The sequence below is a fragment of the Catenulispora sp. MAP12-49 genome (assembly GCF_041262705.1).
GTDB lineage: Bacteria > Actinomycetota > Actinomycetes > Streptomycetales > Catenulisporaceae > Catenulispora.
In genome coordinates this window covers 69,156-88,037 of sequence record NZ_JBGCCP010000029.1, presented here as the reverse complement: position 1 = coordinate 88,037, position 18,882 = coordinate 69,156, and the positions used below count along the sequence as shown (strand labels likewise).

16 protein-coding genes and 1 pseudogene are annotated in these 18,882 nt (G+C 70.9%); 10 read left to right on the top strand and 7 right to left on the bottom strand.

Going from position 1 to position 18,882, the window contains the following annotated elements:
• The first annotated feature begins 78 nt into the window (after positions 1-78).
• Positions 79-1,821, top strand: coding sequence for a DNA repair protein RecN (gene recN / locus ABIA35_RS36950; protein ID WP_370344874.1), 1,743 nt, complete (start codon positions 79-81; stop codon positions 1,819-1,821).
• A 63-nt stretch (positions 1,822-1,884) separates the two neighbouring features.
• Here recN and ABIA35_RS36945 read toward each other — a convergent pair whose 3' ends face one another.
• Complete coding sequence (locus ABIA35_RS36945) at positions 1,885-2,922, bottom strand: LacI family DNA-binding transcriptional regulator (RefSeq protein WP_370344843.1); 1,038 nt, start codon at positions 2,920-2,922, stop codon at positions 1,885-1,887.
• Positions 2,923-2,978: 56 nt separating this feature from the next.
• Between ABIA35_RS36945 and ABIA35_RS36940 the strand changes: the two genes are divergently transcribed.
• Positions 2,979-3,605, top strand: a complete 627-nt coding sequence (locus ABIA35_RS36940; RefSeq protein WP_370344842.1) for a response regulator — start codon at positions 2,979-2,981, stop codon at positions 3,603-3,605.
• A gap of 67 nt (positions 3,606-3,672) precedes the next feature.
• On the opposite strand, the gene ABIA35_RS36935 is transcribed toward ABIA35_RS36940, so the two are convergent.
• Both ABIA35_RS36935 and ABIA35_RS36930 read right to left on the bottom strand, forming a co-directional pair.
• Positions 3,673-5,064, bottom strand: coding sequence for a sensor histidine kinase (locus ABIA35_RS36935; RefSeq protein WP_370361020.1), 1,392 nt, complete (start codon positions 5,062-5,064; stop codon positions 3,673-3,675).
• A gap of 2 nt (positions 5,065-5,066) precedes the next feature.
• Positions 5,067-5,540 (bottom strand): hypothetical protein, encoded by a 474-nt coding sequence (locus tag ABIA35_RS36930; protein ID WP_370344840.1) that lies wholly within the window; start codon positions 5,538-5,540, stop codon positions 5,067-5,069.
• Between the two features lie 292 nt (positions 5,541-5,832).
• Here ABIA35_RS36930 and steA point away from each other — a divergent pair, with 292 nt between their 5' ends.
• Positions 5,833-7,029 (top strand): putative cytokinetic ring protein SteA, encoded by a 1,197-nt coding sequence (gene steA / locus ABIA35_RS36925; protein WP_370344839.1) that lies wholly within the window; start codon positions 5,833-5,835, stop codon positions 7,027-7,029.
• 334 nt (positions 7,030-7,363) lie between these two features.
• On the opposite strand, the gene ABIA35_RS36920 is transcribed toward steA, so the two are convergent.
• The 3 genes from ABIA35_RS36920 to ABIA35_RS36910 form a co-directional block, all read right to left on the bottom strand.
• Complete coding sequence (locus ABIA35_RS36920) at positions 7,364-7,618, bottom strand: hypothetical protein (RefSeq protein WP_370344838.1); 255 nt, start codon at positions 7,616-7,618, stop codon at positions 7,364-7,366.
• A gap of 679 nt (positions 7,619-8,297) precedes the next feature.
• On the bottom strand, positions 8,298-10,229 hold the full coding sequence (gene nhaA, locus ABIA35_RS36915; protein WP_370361019.1) for a Na+/H+ antiporter NhaA: 1,932 nt from the start codon (positions 10,227-10,229) through the stop codon (positions 8,298-8,300).
• Between the two features lie 125 nt (positions 10,230-10,354).
• Complete coding sequence (locus ABIA35_RS36910) at positions 10,355-11,032, bottom strand: NADPH-dependent F420 reductase (protein WP_370361018.1); 678 nt, start codon at positions 11,030-11,032, stop codon at positions 10,355-10,357.
• Positions 11,033-11,142: 110 nt separating this feature from the next.
• On the opposite strand from ABIA35_RS36910, the gene ABIA35_RS36905 reads away from it, so the two are divergent.
• From ABIA35_RS36905 to ABIA35_RS36875, 7 genes and pseudogenes are all read left to right on the top strand, one after another.
• Positions 11,143-11,529: a winged helix-turn-helix transcriptional regulator gene (locus tag ABIA35_RS36905; protein ID WP_370361017.1), complete on the top strand. Its 387-nt coding sequence runs from the start codon at positions 11,143-11,145 to the stop codon at positions 11,527-11,529.
• Between the two features lie 400 nt (positions 11,530-11,929).
• Entirely contained in the window at positions 11,930-12,304 is a 375-nt protein-coding gene (locus tag ABIA35_RS36900) for a hypothetical protein (RefSeq protein ID WP_370361016.1), read from the top strand.
• A 213-nt stretch (positions 12,305-12,517) separates the two neighbouring features.
• The gene (locus ABIA35_RS36895; RefSeq protein WP_370361015.1) at positions 12,518-12,934 is read left to right on the top strand and encodes a hypothetical protein; all 417 of its coding nucleotides are present in this window, start codon (positions 12,518-12,520) and stop codon (positions 12,932-12,934) included.
• A 130-nt stretch (positions 12,935-13,064) separates the two neighbouring features.
• Positions 13,065-16,250 (top strand): amino acid adenylation domain-containing protein, encoded by a 3,186-nt coding sequence (locus ABIA35_RS36890; RefSeq protein ID WP_370361014.1) that lies wholly within the window; start codon positions 13,065-13,067, stop codon positions 16,248-16,250.
• Positions 16,241-16,435, top strand: a pseudogene (locus ABIA35_RS36885) (thioesterase II family protein); the annotation flags it as partial. The gene ABIA35_RS36890 and the pseudogene ABIA35_RS36885, both read left to right, overlap by 10 nt.
• 297 nt (positions 16,436-16,732) lie before the next feature.
• Positions 16,733-17,641, top strand: coding sequence for a proline iminopeptidase-family hydrolase (locus ABIA35_RS36880; protein ID WP_370344831.1), 909 nt, complete (start codon positions 16,733-16,735; stop codon positions 17,639-17,641).
• The gene (locus ABIA35_RS36875; protein ID WP_370344830.1) at positions 17,641-18,618 is read left to right on the top strand and encodes an ACP S-malonyltransferase; all 978 of its coding nucleotides are present in this window, start codon (positions 17,641-17,643) and stop codon (positions 18,616-18,618) included. The genes ABIA35_RS36880 and ABIA35_RS36875 overlap by 1 nt, the downstream gene beginning before the upstream one ends.
• Here ABIA35_RS36875 and ABIA35_RS36870 read toward each other — a convergent pair.
• A complete protein-coding gene (locus ABIA35_RS36870) occupies positions 18,601-18,852 on the bottom strand; it encodes an acyl carrier protein (protein WP_370344829.1) in 252 nt (83 codons plus the stop codon). The two genes, ABIA35_RS36875 and ABIA35_RS36870, sit on opposite strands and share 18 nt — an antisense overlap.
• Positions 18,853-18,882: the final 30 nt, after the last annotated feature.

The window sequence follows — 18,882 nt, the reverse complement described above, 5'->3', positions numbered from 1 at the left end:
CCCCTAAACGGACGAATCCGGCGCGCAGGTACCGCTTCCGGGCCGGGAAGACCTAGTGTCGTACCTGTGCTGGAGCAGATGAGGATTCGCGGCCTCGGCGTCATCGAGGACGCGGTGTTGGAGCTGTCGCCCGGATTCACGGCCGTCACCGGCGAGACCGGCGCCGGCAAGACGATGGTGGTCACGGGTCTGGGGCTGCTGTTCGGCGGCCGCTCGGACTCCGCGCTGGTCCGTCCCGGCGCCGAGCGGGCCTCGGTCGAGGGCCGCCTGGTCGTGGACCCCAAGGGGCCCGCGGGTCTGGCCGCCGCCGAGGCCGGCGCCGAGCTCGAGCCCGTCGGCAAGGACACGGCAGAGCTCATCATCTCCCGGTCGGTATCGCTGGAGGGGCGCTCGCGCGCGAGCCTGGGCGGCGCCGCCGTCCCCATCGGCGTCCTGGGCGGCCTGGCCGACGACCTGGTGGCCATGCACGGCCAGTCCGCGCAGCAGTCGCTGTTGCAGCCGGCCCGCCAGCGCCAGGCGCTGGACCGCTACGCGGGCCCGGCCGTGGCCGAACCCCTGGCCGAGTACAAGGCCTGCTTCGACCGCCTGAAGAAGATCGAGACCACGCTCGAGGAGCTGACCACCCGCGCCCGCGAGCGCGCCCAGGAGGCGGACCTGCTGCGCTTCGGCCTGGCCGAGGTCGAGCGCCTGGAGCCGGCCGAGGACGAGGACGCCGAGCTGGGCGCCGAGGCCGAGCGCCTGGGCCACGCCGACACCCTGCGCACCGCCTCCGGTGGCGCGCACATGGCGCTGGCCGGCAGCCCGGACGACCCGGCGTCGATCAACGCCCTGTCGCTGGTGTCCGAGGCGACCCGGGCCCTGGAGGCCGCGCGCGGGCACGACCCGGCCCTGGCCGAGCTGGCCCAGCGCCTGGACGAGGCCTCGTTCCTGCTGGCCGACGTCTCCACCGAGCTGGCCGCCTACGCCGACTCCATCGAGGCCGACCCGCGCCGGCTGGCCGACGTCCAGCAGCGCATCAGCGACCTCAACAGCCTGATGCGCAAGTACGGGCCCAAGCTCTCCGACGTCATCGCCTGGGCCTCCGACGGCGCCCTGCGCCTGGCCGAGCTCGAAGGCGACGACGACCGCATCGCCGCCCTGACCGAGGAGCGCACCGCGGCCCGCGCCGAGCTGGCCGGCCACGCCGCCCGGGTGTCGGCGGCGCGCTCCCAGGCCGCGGACAAGTTCGCGGCGGCGGTGACCACCGAGCTGGCCGAGCTGGCCATGCCGCACGCCCGCGTCGAGGTCCCGGTCGCGCAGAAGAACGCCGCCGACGGCCTTCAGGTGGAGGACCGCACGGTGGCCTTCGGCCCGACCGGCATCGACGACGTCGAGATCCGCCTGGCCCCGCACCCCGGCGCGCCGTTCCTGCCGATCGCCAAGGGCGCCTCCGGCGGCGAGCTGTCCCGGGTGATGCTCGCGGTCGAGGTGGTCTTCGCCGGCTCCGACCCGGTCCCGACCTTCGTCTTCGACGAGGTGGACGCCGGCGTCGGCGGCAAGGCCGCGGTGGAGGTGGGGCGGCGCCTGGCCCGCCTGGCGCGCTCGGCGCAGGTCGTGGTGGTGACGCACCTGCCGCAGGTGGCGGCCTTCGCCGACCGGCAGCTGGTGGTGAAGAAGGCCGACGACGGTCTGGTGACGCGCTCGGGCGTGGTCGTGCTCGACGACGCGGCGCGGCGCCGGGAGCTGGCACGGATGCTCGCCGGGCTGGAGGAGTCGGAGCTGGGGCAGGCGCACGCGGACGAGCTGCTGCAGGCGGCCGCGGCGGATCGGCAGCAGGTTTAGGGGGCGGCGGGGACTGGGTCCGGAGTCCGGGGCCGGGCAGTCGGAGTCCTGGGGTCTCCCGCGCTAGCCCGCCACCTCGGTCCTGCGGACCACCAAGTCCGTCGGGATGACCGTGGGCTCCGGCTCTGGGGCCGGTGTCTCACTGAGGCGGGCCACCAGCAACCGCGCCGCGGCCTCGCCCATCTCCGGCAGCGGCTGGCGCACGGTGGTCAGCGGATAGCCCGCCTGCGAGGCCAGCGGGATGTCGTCGAACCCGACCAGTGCGAGGTCGCCGTCGGACAGACCGCGCAGCGGTGCCTGCCGGATGGCCCGCAGCGCGCCGATCGCCGACAGGTCGTTGTGCGCGAAGACGGCGTCGAACTCCATCCCGTCCTGCATCGCGTGCCGGACGGCTCGTACGCCGCCGGCGACCGTGAAGTCGCCTTCGATGACGTACTCCGGCGCGACGGGCAGACCGGCGTCGGCGTAGACCTGGGTGAACCCCGCGAGCCGCTGCCGGGTGCACCCGTATTCGCGCCGTCCGGTGATCACCAGAGGCCGGTGGCGGCCCAGGTCCATCAGATGGCGCGCCGCGGAGCTTCCGCCCCGGCTGTTGGTCGTGGACACCGTCGGGAGCGGGATCCGGGGATCGCGGTCGTCGACCAGGACGACCGGCAGCCCGCGCTGGTCGACGCCGACGAGGTGATCGACCATCCCCACCGGTTCGATCGCCAGCAGGCCGTCGACCTCCCGCGCGGAGATCCGCGCTGCGAACCGCTCCAGGGAATGCTCACTGTCGTCGCACGTGAACAGCCGCATCCCGAATCCGGCCGCCGCCAGCGTGTCGGAGACCGCCTGCAGGATCCCGGCCATCCATTGCGACGTCAGCAGCGGAGCCGGCGCGCCGGGACTGCCGAAGGGCACCAGCACCCCGACCGTTCCGGTGCGGCCGCGAGCCAGGCCGACGGCTGCCGAGCTGGGTACGAATCCCAGCTCTTCGATCGCCGCCCGTACTCGTTCGGTGGTCTGGCTGCCGATCCCGCTCTTGGCGTTGAGGACTCGCGACACCGTGGTCTTGCTGACCCCGGCGTGTTTCGCGACGTCGGCGATGGTGATCGACATGCGGCCCCCGATACCGGTCGGTGAACGGCTTCCCCCCAGGATGTGAGAATACTGCCGTGCCAGTGATCCGTGTTGTGGTAGCCGACGACCAGGCGGCGGTGCGCGACGGGCTCGTCGCGCTGCTGTCCGTGACCCCCGGTGTCGAGGTCGTCGGGGAGGCCGCGGACGGGGCGGCGGCGGTGGCGGCGGCCCAGAGCCTGCGGCCGGACGTCGTGCTGATGGACCTGCGCATGCCCGGCGTGGACGGCGTCGAGGCCACCCGGCGGATCGCCGAGAGCGCCCCGGACGTGCGCGTCGTGGTGCTCACCACGCACGCCGACGACGCCTCGATCCTCAAAGCCCTGCGTGCCGGCGCCACCGGGTACCTGACCAAGGAGTCCGGCCGGGCCGAGATCGCCCGGGCCATCGAGGCCGCCGCCTCCGGCCAGTCGGTGCTGGACGACGGGGTCACGGCGATACTGCTGGCCGCCGCGGTCGAGGTGCCGGCCTCGGTCGAGCTGACGCCGCGCGAGGCCGAGGTGCTGACGCTGATCGCGCGGGGGAAGTCGAACACCGAGATCGCCGAGGAGCTGTTCGTCTCCGCGGCGACGGTGAAGACGCATATCAATAACTTGTTCGCGAAGATCGGGGTGCGCGATCGGGCTCAGGCTGTGCGGTACGCGCTGCGGCACGGGATGGACTGAGGGCGAGAACCGCTCAATCCCGGGAGCCGCTCAATCCCCGAGTGCCGCTCAGTCCCCCGGGAGCCGCTCAGTCCCCGAGTGCCGCTGCCTGCGCATCTTCCGCGACCGGCACCACCACCGTGACCCGGAACCCGCCCTCCGCCGTCGCCCCGGCCTCCACCGACCCGCCGACCAGATCCACCCGCTCCCGCAGTCCGACCAGCCCCCAGCCGCCGCCGGAGGACGCCAGCGGTGCCGAGCCGGTCGTCGACGGCGCGTTCTCGATCGTGAGCGTGACCGTGTCGACCATGTCGTCCGTGCCCACCGCCAGCCGCAGCGCCACCGCCGCCCCCGGCGCGTGCTTGCGCGCGTTGGTCAGCGCTTCCTGGGCGGCGCGTTGCAGGGTCTGCGCCGTCTCCACGGACAGCTGCGGCACCGGGCCGCCGGCGACCTCGAACGTCGCCGGCCAGCCGGTGTCCTCGGTGTAGTCCGCGGCCAGCAGGGCCAACGACTCCTGCGGCGGCTTCACGTCCTCGCGCAGCGCAGCCACCGCGCGACGGACCTCCGACAGGCCCTCGCGGGCGAGGCGGCGGGCGCGGATCACCATGGTGTGGGCGCGCTCCACGTCCGTGTGGTCGGTCAGCAGCGCGTCGGCGGCCTCCAGCTGGATCGCCAGGCCCGACAGCGAGTGCGCCAGCACGTCGTGGACGTCGCGGGCGATCCGGCCGCGCTCGGCCAGCGCGGCGGCGTGGGCCTGCTCGGTGTTGGCACGGCGGGTCATCACCAGCAGGTCCTGGGCGCGTTCCACGGCCAGGCGGCGGGAGCGGCGGGCGTCGCCGAACACGTAGCCGCCGACCGAGACCGCGATGATCCACGGGAACTGGCTGCCGTTGTGCGCGGCGACCGCGCTGATCGCCCCGGCCACGATGACCGCGGCCCCGACGTACAACGCGGTCACCCGCGGTTCGACCACGGCCTGCAGGTACAGCAGGCTCATGAAGACGTACGTCAGCCCCGACGGCTCGGCCAGCCCCGTGCCGGCCAGCACCGCACCGCAGACGGCGAACACCCCGATGGCGAACACCAGCCCCGGCGTGCGGCGCACCGCCGAGACCGCCCACATGACCCCCGCCACCGCGGCGACACCGCCGAGGGCCCACGCGGCCGGGTGCCCGGTGTGCACGATGGTGAACGACAGCGCCCCGACCGCCAGCAGCCGCAGCAGCACGGCGGCGGCGGGCCAGCGTTCGGTCCACCGGCGCAGGTCGGGGAAGTCGTCCGCGGTGCCGCTCATGATGAGGCCAGTGTGCCCGGCCGGCGGCGCGGAAAGCACGTCGGCCACGCTCAGCCGGGCCATGGCCCCGGTCCAGGTCGCCGCGCGGGCTCGGGCGCGGGCGGCGAGCGCCCGCGCCCGCTCGTCCCGGAGCCGGTGGCCGCCGTGCGCTGCCGGCTGGTCCCGGAGGCTCGGACCAGAGCTCACACTCATGAGCGTGCCATGACCGGGATCCCGCTGGCGTGAGCCCGCGGCAGCACGATCAGCGACTCGGCGGCCAGCGACAGGCCGAACATGAGCATCGTCGAGGACGTCATCGCGGCCTTCCCGGCTCCGGCCCCGACCGCGACGGCCTCCAGCCCGAAGCGGGCCGCGATGGAGCCGGCCCACAGCAGCAGCGTCACCGGGCGGTACCGGGCCCAGACGACCCCGTCGCGCTCGTACAGCCGGATCGAGGAGCCGCGGACCAGTCCGATCGCGATCGACACCGCGCCCTGCACCGCGAGCCAGACCTGGTCGGTGTGCGTGAGCGTGCCGCTCTTCTGCAGGATGACCCAGCCGTAGACGGCCAGGACGCCCGGCATGACGACCGAGCGGCGGGTGTCGACCGGGCGCCCGGTCAGGCGCTTGCCGATGACCAGCGCGGCGACCGCGATGATGAGGACGATCTGCAGGATGTTCATGGCCACGACGCTATGGATCCGGTGCCTTTTCCAGATCGGAGCGCGGGTGGAGAACGGGGTGGAGATCCGGTGGTGGCGCCGGGTGGAGGCTCCGGAGGTGGAACGGGAGGTAGAACGGGAGGTACAACGGGGCGCAGGGTCTGAGCTGGTACGGAACGAGACTTCAGCGCGCGGTCGGCGCCGAACACTGCGTGTCCGGCCCATTCCCGGACATCCCCCACCCGCCCCGTGCCGCGCACCCGCCAATCCCTTAACGCCGGCCGGGCCGGACGTGCGACGATGAGCGCCAGTGATGACGCACTCTCCGCACCGTCCCCGACGCCGAGCCCAGGCCCGCCAGCCAGACTTGCCGGGCCTGTCCGGCGTTGCCCGGGTCGACCGGCGCACCAAGGACCTGACCAAGCGGCTGCGGGCCGGCGAGATCGCCCTGATCGACCACGTCGACCTCGACGGCCCGGCCGCCGAGGCGCTGCTGGCCTGCAAGCCCGCGGCGGTGGTGAACGCGGCCAAGTCGCTGTCCGGCCGCTATCCGGCCATGGGCCTGGAGATCCTGCTGTCCGCCGGCATCCCGGTGGTCGACGAGGTGGGCCCGGCGGTGCTGGAGCGGATCGCCGAGGGCGACATGGTGCGCCTGGACGGCAACGTGGTCCTGCGCGGCAGCACGCCGGTCGCGGTCGGCAAGGCGGTGGAGCTGGAGGAGGTCGTCGAGGCGCTGGCCGAGGCCCGCTCGACGGTGTCCGAGCAGATCGAGGCGTTCACCGCGAACACCATGGAGTACCTGCGGGCCGAGCGGGACCTGCTGTTCGACGGCGTCGGCGTCCCGGACATCACCACCGAGCTCGACGGCCGCCACGTGCTGATGGTGGTCCGCGGCACGCACCACAAGGACGACCTGGCGGTGCTGCGCCCCTACATCCGCGAGTACCGGCCGGTCTGCATAGGGGTGGACGGCGGGGCGGACGCGCTGCTGGAGTGCGGCCACCGCCCGGACATGATCGTCGGCGACATGGACTCGGTCTCCGACGAGGCCCTGGCCTGCGGCGCGGAGCTGGTCGTGCACGCCTACCCCGACGGAACCGCCCCGGGCCTGGACCGCGTCACCTCCCTGGGCCTGCCCTGCACGGTGTTCCCGGCGGCCGGCACGAGCGAGGACGTGGCGATGCTCCTGGCCGACGACAAGGGCGCGACCCTGATCGTCGCCGTCGGCGGCCACAGCAACCTGGTGGAGTTCCTGGAGAAGGGGCGCGGAGGCATGGCCTCCACCTTCCTGACCCGCTTGCGGGTGGGCGGCAAACTGGTGGACGCCAAGGGCGTGTCCCGGCTGTACCGCAGCCGCATCTCCAACGCCTCGCTGGCCGCCCTGGTCCTGGCCGCGCTCACCACCATCATCGCCACGCTGCTGGTCTCCCCGGCCGGGAAGGGCTACCTGACCGTGCTCGGCTCGGTGTGGGACGACTTCGTGTTCTGGGTGCGGAGTTGGCTTTCGTAGTGAGTTTACGTGACCCGTGAAGCGGATGTCATCCCAGCTCAGAGTGGTTGTTGTCGTAGCTGCGCTTAGACTGACCGTTTTCGCGATGGGACACCAGCCCGCCTGCGATGGTGAGATGCTGGCGGTGAGTCGCGCGGCGGCCCCATCGGTGAAAACGGCCCCTTCGGCGCCGACTGGACTTCGACCGCTACAAGGACACGAGGACCCTTCCTGGTGGGACGAGGTCGCTATGTTCGCTGCCTGCACAACAGGTCATGGCTGGGATGGTGCCGGTCGCGAAGTTCTGACGGTCGCTACTGCTGCCTCTCTCCCGGAGGCGCCGCGGGTCGGCAGCCTACGGCGTGACTGGGCAGTCATGTCCGCTGCCGGACCAGTGGCCTGTGACCAGCCAGAGTTCGTAGTGCAGGAGCCATTCGGAGGCCCAGGGCAGGATCGTGTCGGCGAGTAGCATCTCTTCGTGCCATTGACCGGGCAGGTACAGGCACAGGTTGCCGTCGCGGTAGACGTGCGGCAGCCACTTGCCAGCGGGATGGAGCTCCAGCGGTGGGTCCGTGACCGTGACACACGGTCGGCACCGGTGGCGGTACACGACTCGTAACTGTGTACCGCCGACATGCCGGGGACGGTTGGAGGGGCGTGCTGCAGACCAGTTCGCCGCGGCGCACGGGCACCTTGGCTTCGGGCAGGACCGCCATGATCCTGGCCTGCTGAAGGCCGAGGCTAACCGCGCGGCGAGGCGGGCTGGCCATGGAAGGTGTGCGCGGGCTTGCGGGGCCCGGCGTGTGCGGAGAGAACCTCAAGCTGGCGGCTACACCCGCGCGATCGCACCATCTCCGCCTACGCGGAGGTGGAGCGACCAATCAGGAAGGGGCGCGCGAGGAGATCGTGTGTTCTCCGCGCTGCGGAGGTAGCGCGGCCCCAATCACGGGGCGCTCAATCGGTTCCGCGTGCTCTCCGCGCTGCGGAGGCGGAGCGGCAGGCAGTGCTCGCCGGTCGCACTCGACCTACGACCAAGGGATTATGAGTCCCTTATGTACGCCGGTAGAATGCCGCCTTTGAGCTGCGGCTAAGTATTTCCGCGGGTGGCGTGCGGATGGGCTGTGCCGCGTATGTGCCGCGCGCCGACAGCGGTGCGCGTGCTACCACCATCTTCTGGAAACAGATATGCCGACTACACCGTCGGGAGACGTCGCACTACCTGACCACGCACCAACCGCAACCCGCCCGACACGGGCATCCACGACACATCGAGTGGGCGCGCCGAAATTTCACAGCCGTCCTCTGTCCTCGCCTGCCTTCCCTCGGCTCGACGCCCCCACGATCCGCGCCCTGGCATAGGCGGCCCTGACTGCGGTCTTGAGTGTCTCGATGTCGTATGCGCCGTGGTGGCGCCTGCCGTTGATGAAGAACGACGGCGTGCCGGACACGCCGCTCAGGTCGGCGGAGTCGACGTCCTCGGCGACGCGGGTGGCGTGGACGTGGCTGTGCAGGTCCTCGGTGAAGCGTGCCACGTCCAGGGCCAGTTCGGTCGCGTAGCGTCGCAGGTCGGCCGGGGTCAGGGCGTCCTGGTGAGCCATCATCAGGTCGTGCATCGGCCAGAAGGCGTCCTGGCGGGCCGCGGCCTCGGCGGCCTCGGCGGCCAGGCGGGCGCGCGGGTGGACGTCGTCGAGCGGGAGGTGGCGCCAGACGTAGCGCACGTCGCCGAACTCTGCCAGGAGGGCCCGCACCACTGGCTCGGCCTGGCCGCAGTAGGGGCACTCGAAGTCCCCGTATTCGACGATCGTGACCGGCGCCTGGGCCGGGCCGCGTACGTGGTCGCGGTGTGCGTCGACCGGGACCGCCAGGTCGATGATCGACTCGGTGGTGCCCAGCAGTGCGCGCTGGCGCGCTGGCTTGGGCAGAAGCGCCGTGATCCGGAAGACCGCCCAGGCCAGCGCCGAGGACGCCAGCGCCGCGGTGAGCACGCCGAGCTTGGCCTGCTCCAGCTGCACGCCGTGGAAGGCCAGGGTGGCGATCAGCAGCGACACGGTGAACCCGATGCCGGCGGCCGCCCCGGCCCCGGCGGCCCCGGCCCAGCCGACCGGCAGCCGGACCCGGCTGCGGCTGGCCCGGGTGAGCAGCCACGCGGCGCCCAGTGTGCCGGCCGGCTTGCCGACCACGTAGGCGATCAGGATGCCCAGGGTGATCGGAGAGGTGTAGGCGTCGGCCAGGAAGCGCGCGTCGATGGGGATACCGGTGTTGGCCAGCGCGAACAGCGGCACGATCGCGTAGCTGGTCCAGGGGTGGTACCAGCTCTGCAGCCGCTCGTTCGGAGAGATCGCGGCCGACACCCCCAGCCGCGCGCTCTGCGCCAGCTCGGCGGTCGGCTGCTCGCGGAAGCTCCGGAACCGCTCGCTGGCCTGCTGTAGATCATCGCGGGCGGCGGGATGGGCGAACGTCAGCAACCCCATCACCAGCCCGACGGCCACCGGGTCCACGCCGGACTTGAAGAACGCGACCCAGGCCGCGAGCCCGATCACGAAGTACGGCGGCCCGTAGCGCACGCCCCGCTGCCGCAGCACCAGGACCAGGCCGAGCAGCACCAGCCCGACCAGCAGCGCCACCAGCTCGACCTGGCTGTTGTAGACGAAGGCGATCACCAGGATGCCGACTATGTCGTCGACGACCGACACGGTCAGCAGATAGGTGCGCACCCGCAGCGGCAGACCCCGCCCGACCAGCGCCAGCGCGCCCAGCGCGAACGCGGTGTCGGTGCTCATCGCCGCGCCCCAGCCGTGCCCAGACGGGTGCCCGGCGTTGACGGCCAGGTAGATGGCGACCGGCACCACGGCCCCGCCGATCCCGGCGGCCAGCGGCAGTGCGAGCTGGCTGCGGCGGCGCAGCTCGCCCATGTCGAACTCCCGGCGCGCCTCCAGTCCCACGACCAGGAAGAAGAACGTCATCAGTCCGGAGTTGACCCAGCCGCGCAGGTCCTGGTCCACCCCGTGGCGCCCGACCGTGACCGCCACCCGGGTCGCCCACACGCTGTCGTACCCGGCCGGGGCGATGTTCGCCCAGGTCAGCGCCACGACAGCGGCGGCCAGCAGCAGCGCGGCGCTACCGGTCTCGGTGCGCAGGAACCGCCGCCGCGGGGTGCTCCGGTCGTCGGCCGAGGTCATCGCGGCTTCCGGGCCCGGCGCGGAGGAGCGCAAGATCGCCATACCGGGATTCTGCCGAATCGGAGGTACCGCGCGCTCGGGGAGGCAGGCGAGAGATATGCGAATTCTTCGAGTTCCGCGGGCTCAGCGCCGCGGCACAGGCAATCGTGGCACCGGCAATCGTGGCGTCACCGCGCGCCGCCGACGCGCGGGATGGCGGAGTTCGGATCGGTGCCGGCGAACGCCAGCCCGATGACGAAACCCGCGACCTCCTCCAGCTGCCGGACCCGGTCCAGCGTCCCGAACACGGCCGGGACCGCGCCCACGTCGCGCACGAGCCGGCCGACGAGCTGCACGGCCGCCGGGTCGTCGCCACAGACGGCCACCGTGACGGGGGAGTCGGCGCCGGGGGAGTCGGCACTGGGGGAGGCGGCACCGCCGGCGGCAGGCGTGGACCACTGTTCGGCGGGAAAGAGATGGAACGCCTTGACGACGTGTGCTCCCGGCGCCAGCCGGCCGATCCGCTTCGCCGCCGAATCACCCGCGTCAGTGAGTAACACGCCTACGCCGTGCTCGACGGCGTTCGTCGGATCGATCAACGGCGTCGCCTCCAGCGCGCCGTCGCATGCCCCTGATTCGCGCAGCACGTCCTCCACGCCGGCCCATGCCACGGCGAGCAACACCGCGTCGCGTCCGGCGACGGCTTCGCGCGGGGCGGCGGCCCGGACCCCGTGGCCCAGCCGATCGGCCAGGGCCTGCGCCTTGGCCAGAGATCGTCCGCCGACGACCACCTGGTGACCGGCGCGTGACCAGGCCTGGCCCAACGTCGCCGCCAGTGTTCCCGTCCCCAGGATGCCGATTCTCATGTCTGGTCCCTTCTCGCGTACTGGACTGACGCTGATCGTTCGCGAGCCACGGTAGGGAAGACGGCGCGCACCGATCGGTAGGTATCGGGCGCGCGATAATGGCAGCCGCCATGAGTTACCACGAAGACCACAGGGGCGAGCTGGTCGTGGACTGCCAACTGCGCGCGGGGACCGAGCTGTTCGCGCATACCTGGGACCCGGTCGTGTTGGTGGCGCTCCGGCCGGGGTCGCGTCGGCGCCGCGAACTGCGCACGGTGATCGGCGGTCTCAGTGACAAGGTGCTGACCGAAGCGCTGCACCGTCTGCTCGCTAACGGCCTGATCGACGGCCATGCGCACCCCGAGGCTCCGCCGCGCGTCGAGTACGGCCTGACCGCGTTGGGGCGGAGCCTGGTCGACGACCCGATGGAGGCGTTGGGCCGCTGGACGGTCGAGCACGGCGCCGAGCTCCTTGAAGCTCAGGAGAACGCCGCGCGGGCGGTATCGACTCGCCGGTGACTGCCGGCCGGGGCCGCGATATCCAACAGTGCGGCCCCGGCTGGCAATGTGCGAGTCGCTGAAGTGCGAGTTTGGCAAGTGCGAGTCGCTAGAGAAGGTTGCTCAGGCCGCTGTAGCAGGGGGCAGGGATCAGCCCGCGTGCGCGGGGAGCACGAGATGGGTCACCGATGGGCGACTGGTCCCAAACGTTCTAGAGCCCCAATGCGAGGCCCCGGATTCGGTGCTGTTTACTCATATCGGAGGCCACGGCTTCGTATCTGCTGCGCAGTGCGGAGAGAGTTGCTGGCTTGTGGTCGGGCGAACCCGTCTCGTCGATCGTGCTCTGGCGAGAGTGCCATCAACGCCAACGTTCCCACCGGGTGTTCTTGAGACCAAGCGGGACGCTTGAAGGGATCTGGCGGTGCAGCTTCTTGTCGGTTTGATATTCGTCGCGATTCGTGCGGTCACCGTCGGCATCGCCGGGACAGTTCGCGGACGTCGGCTCAAGCGCGGTGGAACCGAGACCGAGGCTTTGGTCACCGAGATGGATGCCGCGAGGTACCGGACAGACTGGCGTGGGAATCCGGTCGTCAAGCTCACCATAAGGATCTCCAGGCTCGACGCGGACGCGCTGACGGCGACGGTCATGGGGCCCAGATACAGCAGCGCCGTCGGTTGGTACCTGCCGGTGAAGTACTTGCCCCGGCCAGGGCGCGAGCCGGTCCTGCTGGTCACCGGGCCGCCCCGGGCGCCGCGGTCGCGGTCCGTCTCCGAGCGGGCAGGCTTGGAGACATGAGGTGGCCTGGCGACCTGGTGATGCCGCGCCTGCCGCGCCGTCCGTGACCGCGCCGAGGAACGGTTGTGTGAACGTCATGGGCCAGCCCGCGGCCGGCGTTTGGATTTCGTGAGCGCTGCCCGACGCTGAGCCGATGGGAGCTGATGTTTCGGTGCTGCCGTCTACTGTGAAGGGGCCGGTGATGATCACCGGATCAGCAACGGGAGTAGACCAGTGGCCCACCGAACCAAGACCGCCCGCGCTGCGGCGTTCGTTCTCGTGCTCGCGTCCGGGGCAATCGGTGTGTCGGCGTGCTCATCGACGCCGGCGGTGTCGGCCAAGACCACGTCCTGCAATGACTTCGCCACGCTGATCGCGGCCGCGGTCAGCGGCAACAACGGCGCCACGGACCAGGCCACGACCCTCAAGAACGGGCAGGCGCTGGCCCAGAGCCTCACCCAGGAGGCCGCCGCGGCAACCGATCCGAGCGCCAAGACGGCCATGACCGCGTTCGCCGCCGACTACACGTCACTCGTCTCGGCCATCGGAAAGGCTGACGCCGGCGACAAGGCGGCGGCAGCGGACGTCACCACCATCTCGGCGAAGGTCACGTCGGATTCGGCGGCAGTGAAGAGCGTCTGCGGAAACTGATACCTGGCAAAGCCACGTCCGGCTGGCAAACGTGTGCGAGTTCATGGCACGGCGCATGTGTGTTGTGAGGAATGGTTCTGGACGGATTCCGGGTCTCGCAAGGCAGCGGCTGGGTGAGCACACTGGCGACGTGATCCCTACTGCCGAGGCTCCGTCGGTGCTCGCCATGTTGCGCCGTAGTGCTGCGCAGCGCCCCAAGGTCGTCGCTGTCAAAGACGCGAGTAGAGAGCTGACCTACGAGGAGCTCCTCGACGAGGTGCACCTTCTCGCCTCGCATTTGCGGAGCCTCGGTGTCCGGCCTGGCGCGCTGGTGGCCAGTTGCCTGCCGCGCGGTGTCGCGGCGGTGGTGACGCAGGTCGCGGTGTTCACCGCCGGCGCGGTGCATGTGCCCGTCGATCCGGGTCATCCCGACGCGCTGGTCCGGCAGATGCTGGCCGGCGTCGGTGCCCGGCTCCTTGTTGTGGAGCGGGAACGTACCGTTATCGGGGACGTCCGTCAGGTTCTGTTCGGCGACGCGGCGATCGGCCGGGCGTCGCCGGACGCGGGGTGGCCGGGGTGGCCCGAGCCGGCCGCGGGTGCGCTGGCGTACGTGATCCACACGTCGGGCAGCACGGGACGGCCGAAGCCGGTGGCGGTGTCGCACGGCGCCATCGCCAACTCCACCCAGGCCCGCCTGCTTCGTTACGGCAGCTCGATCGGCGAGTTCGTGTACGCCCACGCGATGACCTTCGACCTATGCGTCGCAGTCGTCTGGTGGACTTTCGCCACGGGCGGCACGCTGAGGATGCTCGCGGCCGACCCGGCCGGACTCCTCGGCGACCTCGTGGAGGCACTGTCCACCGGCGGCACCACGCACACGGAGATCACGCCGTCGCTGTATCAAGCCGTTCTATGCTCGGTGGACAAGCCGGCGCCGACGCTGCGGATGGTCGTGTTGGGCGGTGAGAGCGTTCCCGCCGAGTTGGTCGAGGAGCACTACCGGCGGATGCCCGATGTCGAGCTGGTCAACGAGTACGGTCCGACCGAGGCGGCGGTGTGGTGTGCCGGCGCCACCCTGCGTCCCGGTGAGGATGTGGTCATCGGCACTCCGGTGCTGAACACGGAAGTCCTGGTGTTGGACGCCGACCAGCGGGTGCTGCCGCCGGGCGAGTTCGGTGAGCTGTGCGTCGGCGGGGCCAACCTCGCGGAAGGCTATCTCGGGCAGCCGGAGTTGACCCGGGCCAAGTTCGTGCCGCATCCGGCGGACCCCGCGCGCCGGGTCTACCGCACCGGAGACGTGGGACGGTGGCGCGCGGACGGCCTGCTTGAAGTCCGGGGCCGCATCGACGACCAGGTCAAGGTGCGCGGCTACCGGATCGAGCTCGACGGTGTCGCCGCGGTGTTGCGCGGTGCGTCCGGAGTCCGCGAAGCGGTCGTCGTGAAGCGTGATTCGGAGAGTCTGGTGGCTTATGTCACGTCGGCGTCCGAAGGCGCGTCGGCGGCTGAGACGCTGCGGGCCGAGGTGCGGCGCCACGCGGAGAAGTCGTTGCCCGAGTACGAGCGTCCGTCGACCTACGTCGTGCTGCCCCGGATGCCGCTGAACAGCAACGGCAAGATCGACCGGACGGCGCTGCCCGAGCCGCCGGTCCGGCGACCGGAGCTGAGCACTGCCTACGTTCCGGCGACGCGGCCGGACGAGCTGCGGGTCGCCGCGATCTTCGCCGAACTGCTCGGCGTGGACCGGGCCGGTCTGCACGACGACTTCATCGAGCTGGGCGGCGACTCGCTGTTGGCTGCCCGCGCCGCGCACCGCCTCGGCGACGAGTTCGCTGTGGACGCGCCGATCAGGGTCGTCTTCGACCACCCGACGGTGGGACGCCTGGCGGCCTGGCTGGTCACCGCACCGCCCCGGAGCCACCAGGTTGCCGACCCGCCCGAGCCGGACGTCGGCGACCGGCTCCCGTTCAGCGCGTTGCAGTACGCGACCTGGGAAGAGGACCAGGCGGCGGGCTGGAACATCGTCGCCGGCCCGGATTTCACCCTGTCGGTCACCTATCGGATCAGCGGACCGCTCGACGTCGCCGCGCTCGGCGACGCGGTGGACGAACTAGTCGGTCGGCACGCGGCGCTGCGGTCATCGCTGCATATGCGGCCAGGCGAGGGCTACCAGGTAATCCGGCCGGCGAAGACGGGGCTGCTGCGGACGGCGGGGCCCGGGACGGAGCCGGTGGATCTGCTGCGTACCGAGCCGCTCGAACCGGCGTCCGGGCGGGTGTTCGCGGCCGACCTGATCAGCGCCTCCGACCTCGAACACACGTTGTCGCTGCGAGCGCATCACATGATCTCCGACGACTTGTCGATCGCACTGATCGAGCGTGAGCTGACCCAGCTCTACGAGGGCTTCCGGCTCGGCCGCGACTCCGGACTGGAGGCGGTGCCCGACTATCGCGCCGCGATCGGGCAGCCCGTCCCGGCGCCTACTTTGGCCGATCTGGCCTACTGGGCCGAGAAGTGCAGAGGCGCGAAGCCCATCGAGCTCATCCCCAGACAACGGATACAGAACGCCACGGCGGACCAGCGCACCAGACTGATCCCGGACGAGGTGGCGGACCGGGGCACCAGAGCGAGCAACCTCGTCGTGCCCGCAGCGGAGTTCCTGAGCTTGGTAAGGGCGAACCGGGCGACACTGCAAGCCGCGCTCTACGCGATGATGCACGCGCTCATAGCAGCCGACACCGGTGATCCCGAGGTGCTTCTGCACACCGTCAACGCGGCGCGGCGCACTCCGGAGCAAGAACGGACGGTCGGACTGTTCGTCGACGTGGTGCTGCTACGGCAACGGGTTAGCGCCGGGATGTCCTTCGTGGACAGCTTGCGGTGCGCGGCCGACGAGCTGAACGCGACTTACCGGCATGCCAATGCCGATACATCCACGCTCTGCGAGGCGGTACCGGACCTGCTGACCCTGATGTCTCAGAACCAGTGGGTGACCTTCGAGGCGATCGCGCCGGTGACCGGCCTGAAGCTGGCAGACTGCACGATCCAGCGCCGAGAACAGTTCCAGGACGGCTACGAGGGACTGGACTACCAGCAGCCGGTGGAGCTGAACGTGATAGCCCGGCAGGAGGGAACCGCGCTGCGGCTGGTCGCCCAATACGACACGTCGTTCGTCCCCGCGCACTATGCGGACGGCCTGCTGCGGCGGATGCGGGAGATCATCGTCGCCTGTGGTCAGGACGGCGACCGTCCGATGGACACGGTGGTGTCGGCAGACCCGTGGCTGCGCGCGCTGTGGCGACGACCCGACCTGGAGACCGAGTGCACACCATGTCTGTAGCCACTGACCGTGACCTGTGGATCCGCAGGTACCACCCGTCGCCGGACGCTCCCGTCCGCCTACTGTGCCTTCCGCACGCGGGCGGATCAGCGTCCTTCTTCCGCGCGGTGTCGCAGGCCCTGGCGCCGAAGGTCGAAGTGCTCGCCGTGCAATATCCCGGACGCCAGGACCGCCGCGGCGAACCGTGACTTCGATCTGCGGATCTTTCCCGGTGGCCACTTCTACCTGGCCGACCACGCCCCCGAGGTGGTCCGGCACATCGCGGACCGACTCGATCGCCTCACCCCGGGATCGAAGCCGGAGTGAACCGGTTTGGCGGCAGCCGTGCTGCCGAATCCGGGCCGACCCCTAGCTACCCCGGATTCGGACAAAGCGGCCTTCGACCCCTAATTTCCTTCCGTTCCCGGGATGTCATTCAGGGGCTGTCACGGCAGGCGGCCGAGGGCATGATCGAGGTTGTCCCGCGTGCGAGGAGAGCGAACATGGCGGTGGCCTCAGTCGCCACAGGTTGGCTGCCGTTCGGAGAGTTCCGGACGTGGTACCGGGTCACCGGAAGGCTGGACGGCGAAGCGCCGCCGCTGGTCGTCGTGCACGGTGGTCCCGGCAGCAGCCACGACTACCTCCTCGCGCTGAGCTCGCTGGCCGAGGACGGCCGGGCGGTCGTGCACTACGACCAGCTCGGCAACGGCGGATCCACCCGACTGCCCGACCACGGCGCGGAGTTCTGGACGCCCGGCCTGTTCCTGGACGAGCTGGCGAACCTGCTGGAAGGGCTCGGCATCGCCGAGCGCTACGTGCTGTTCGGGCAGTCCTGGGGAGGCATGCTCGCCGCGCGGCACGCCGCCGACCGGCCCGCCGGACTGCGGGGTCTGATCATCGCCAACGCCCCGGCCTCGTACCGGTTGTGGCGCAGCGAGATGGAGGTGCTGCGCGCCGCTCTGCCCGACGGCGTGGACGAGGTACTGCGGCGGCACGAGGCAGCCGGTACCACGGACTCCGACGAGTACTTCGAGGCGATGCGGGTGTTCTACGGCCGGCATGTCTGCCGCATCGACCCGTGGCCCCGGGACTACCTCGCCTCCTTCATGGAGACGGCCGACAACCCGACGGTCTACCGGACGATGAACGGCCCGAGCGAGTTCCACGTCATCGGCACGCTGCGGGATTGGTCGGTCGAGGACCGGCTGCCGGAGATCTCCGTGCCGACGCTGGTCCTGTCCGGCCGGTACGACGAGGCCACCCCGGTGACGGTCCGTCCGTTCGACGAGCTGATCCCGGATGCCCGTTGGGAGATCTTCGAGGACTCCAGCCACGTGCCCCATCTGGAGGAGCCCGAGCGATTCCACGCGGTGGTCTCCGGTTTCCTCGCCGGCCTGGAGACGCGATCCTGATGAGCGACGACGACCTGCCCGGCCCGGGCACCGCCCTGGTCTTCCCCGGCATGGGGCCGACCCGGTTCGCCGACCTCGGCAGGTTCCTGCTGCTCGACCGGCGCGCCCGGCGCCTGACCGCCGCCGCCGACGCCCGCCTCGGCTACCCGCTGACGGACCGCTTCGCCGCCGCCGAAGGCGACTATTCCGAGTACGCGCAGGTGTCCTTCTTCGTGGCCTGTCTCGCGCTCGCCGAGTGGGCCGAGGACGAGCTCGGCGTCGAGCCGATCGCCTGCGTCGGACCGAGCTTCGGTGAGAAACCGGCCGCCGTGCGCGTCGGGGCGCTGTCCTTCGAGGACGGGGTGTGGATGACGGCCCGGATCGCGCGCTGCCTTCAGGAGTACTTCGCCGTCGAGCACCGTGACGTGGTGACCCACTCGTTCGCCCGGGTTCCCGAGGAGCGGGTCAGGGAACTGCTCGACGGGCACGCCGCGCGTGGCGGCTGGTCTGACGTCTCCTGCTACATCGATCGTGACCTGTTCATGGTCTCGCTGCGGGAGACGGATCTGGAGTGGCTTGAGCGCGCGGTGCGCTCGCTCGGTGGCCTCTCCCTCTACACGATGCGCCCGCCGATGCACTCCTCCGCGTTCGACGGGCTGCGCCGCATGGTCGCCGAGGGGGTTTTCGCAGAACTCGCATTCGCCGACCCGCTCCTGCCGCTGATCGCCGACCAGGACGGATCCGTGGTGAAGGACGGCGCGGGGGTGCGGGCCATGCTGCTCGACAGCTTCGTCCGCCCGCTGCGCTGGCCCGAGGCCGTCGCTGGGCTGCGCGGCCTCGGTGTCGAGCGGGTCTGCGTGGCCGGGCCGGACAGCCTGTTCGGCCGGGTCGGCTGCACGACGAGGGCCTTCGAGGTGGTCTCGGCCACCCCTTGGCTCGCCCTGCAGCCGCGCCGCCGGGCCGGCCCGGCACCCGGCGGATCAGGTGGTGGTCGTTGAGCGCACCGCCGCGAGCGCCAGCCACAGAACGGCCGGGGTCGCAAAGGTCTCCATAGTCAGAGACTCTTCCGGGAAACGCATTTGGTATTCGGATTCCAGTACGGAGAGGAGTTCCACCGTGCCCAAGGAATCAAGTCCGTATTTCCGGAGTGAGGTGTTCTCCTCAAGCGGTTCGCGTTCCGGGAGAAACGGCAGGTAGCTGCGGATGAGTTGCTCGAATTGCGAATCCCACATGAGCCGGAGCATACCGAGAAGTGGGTCTGA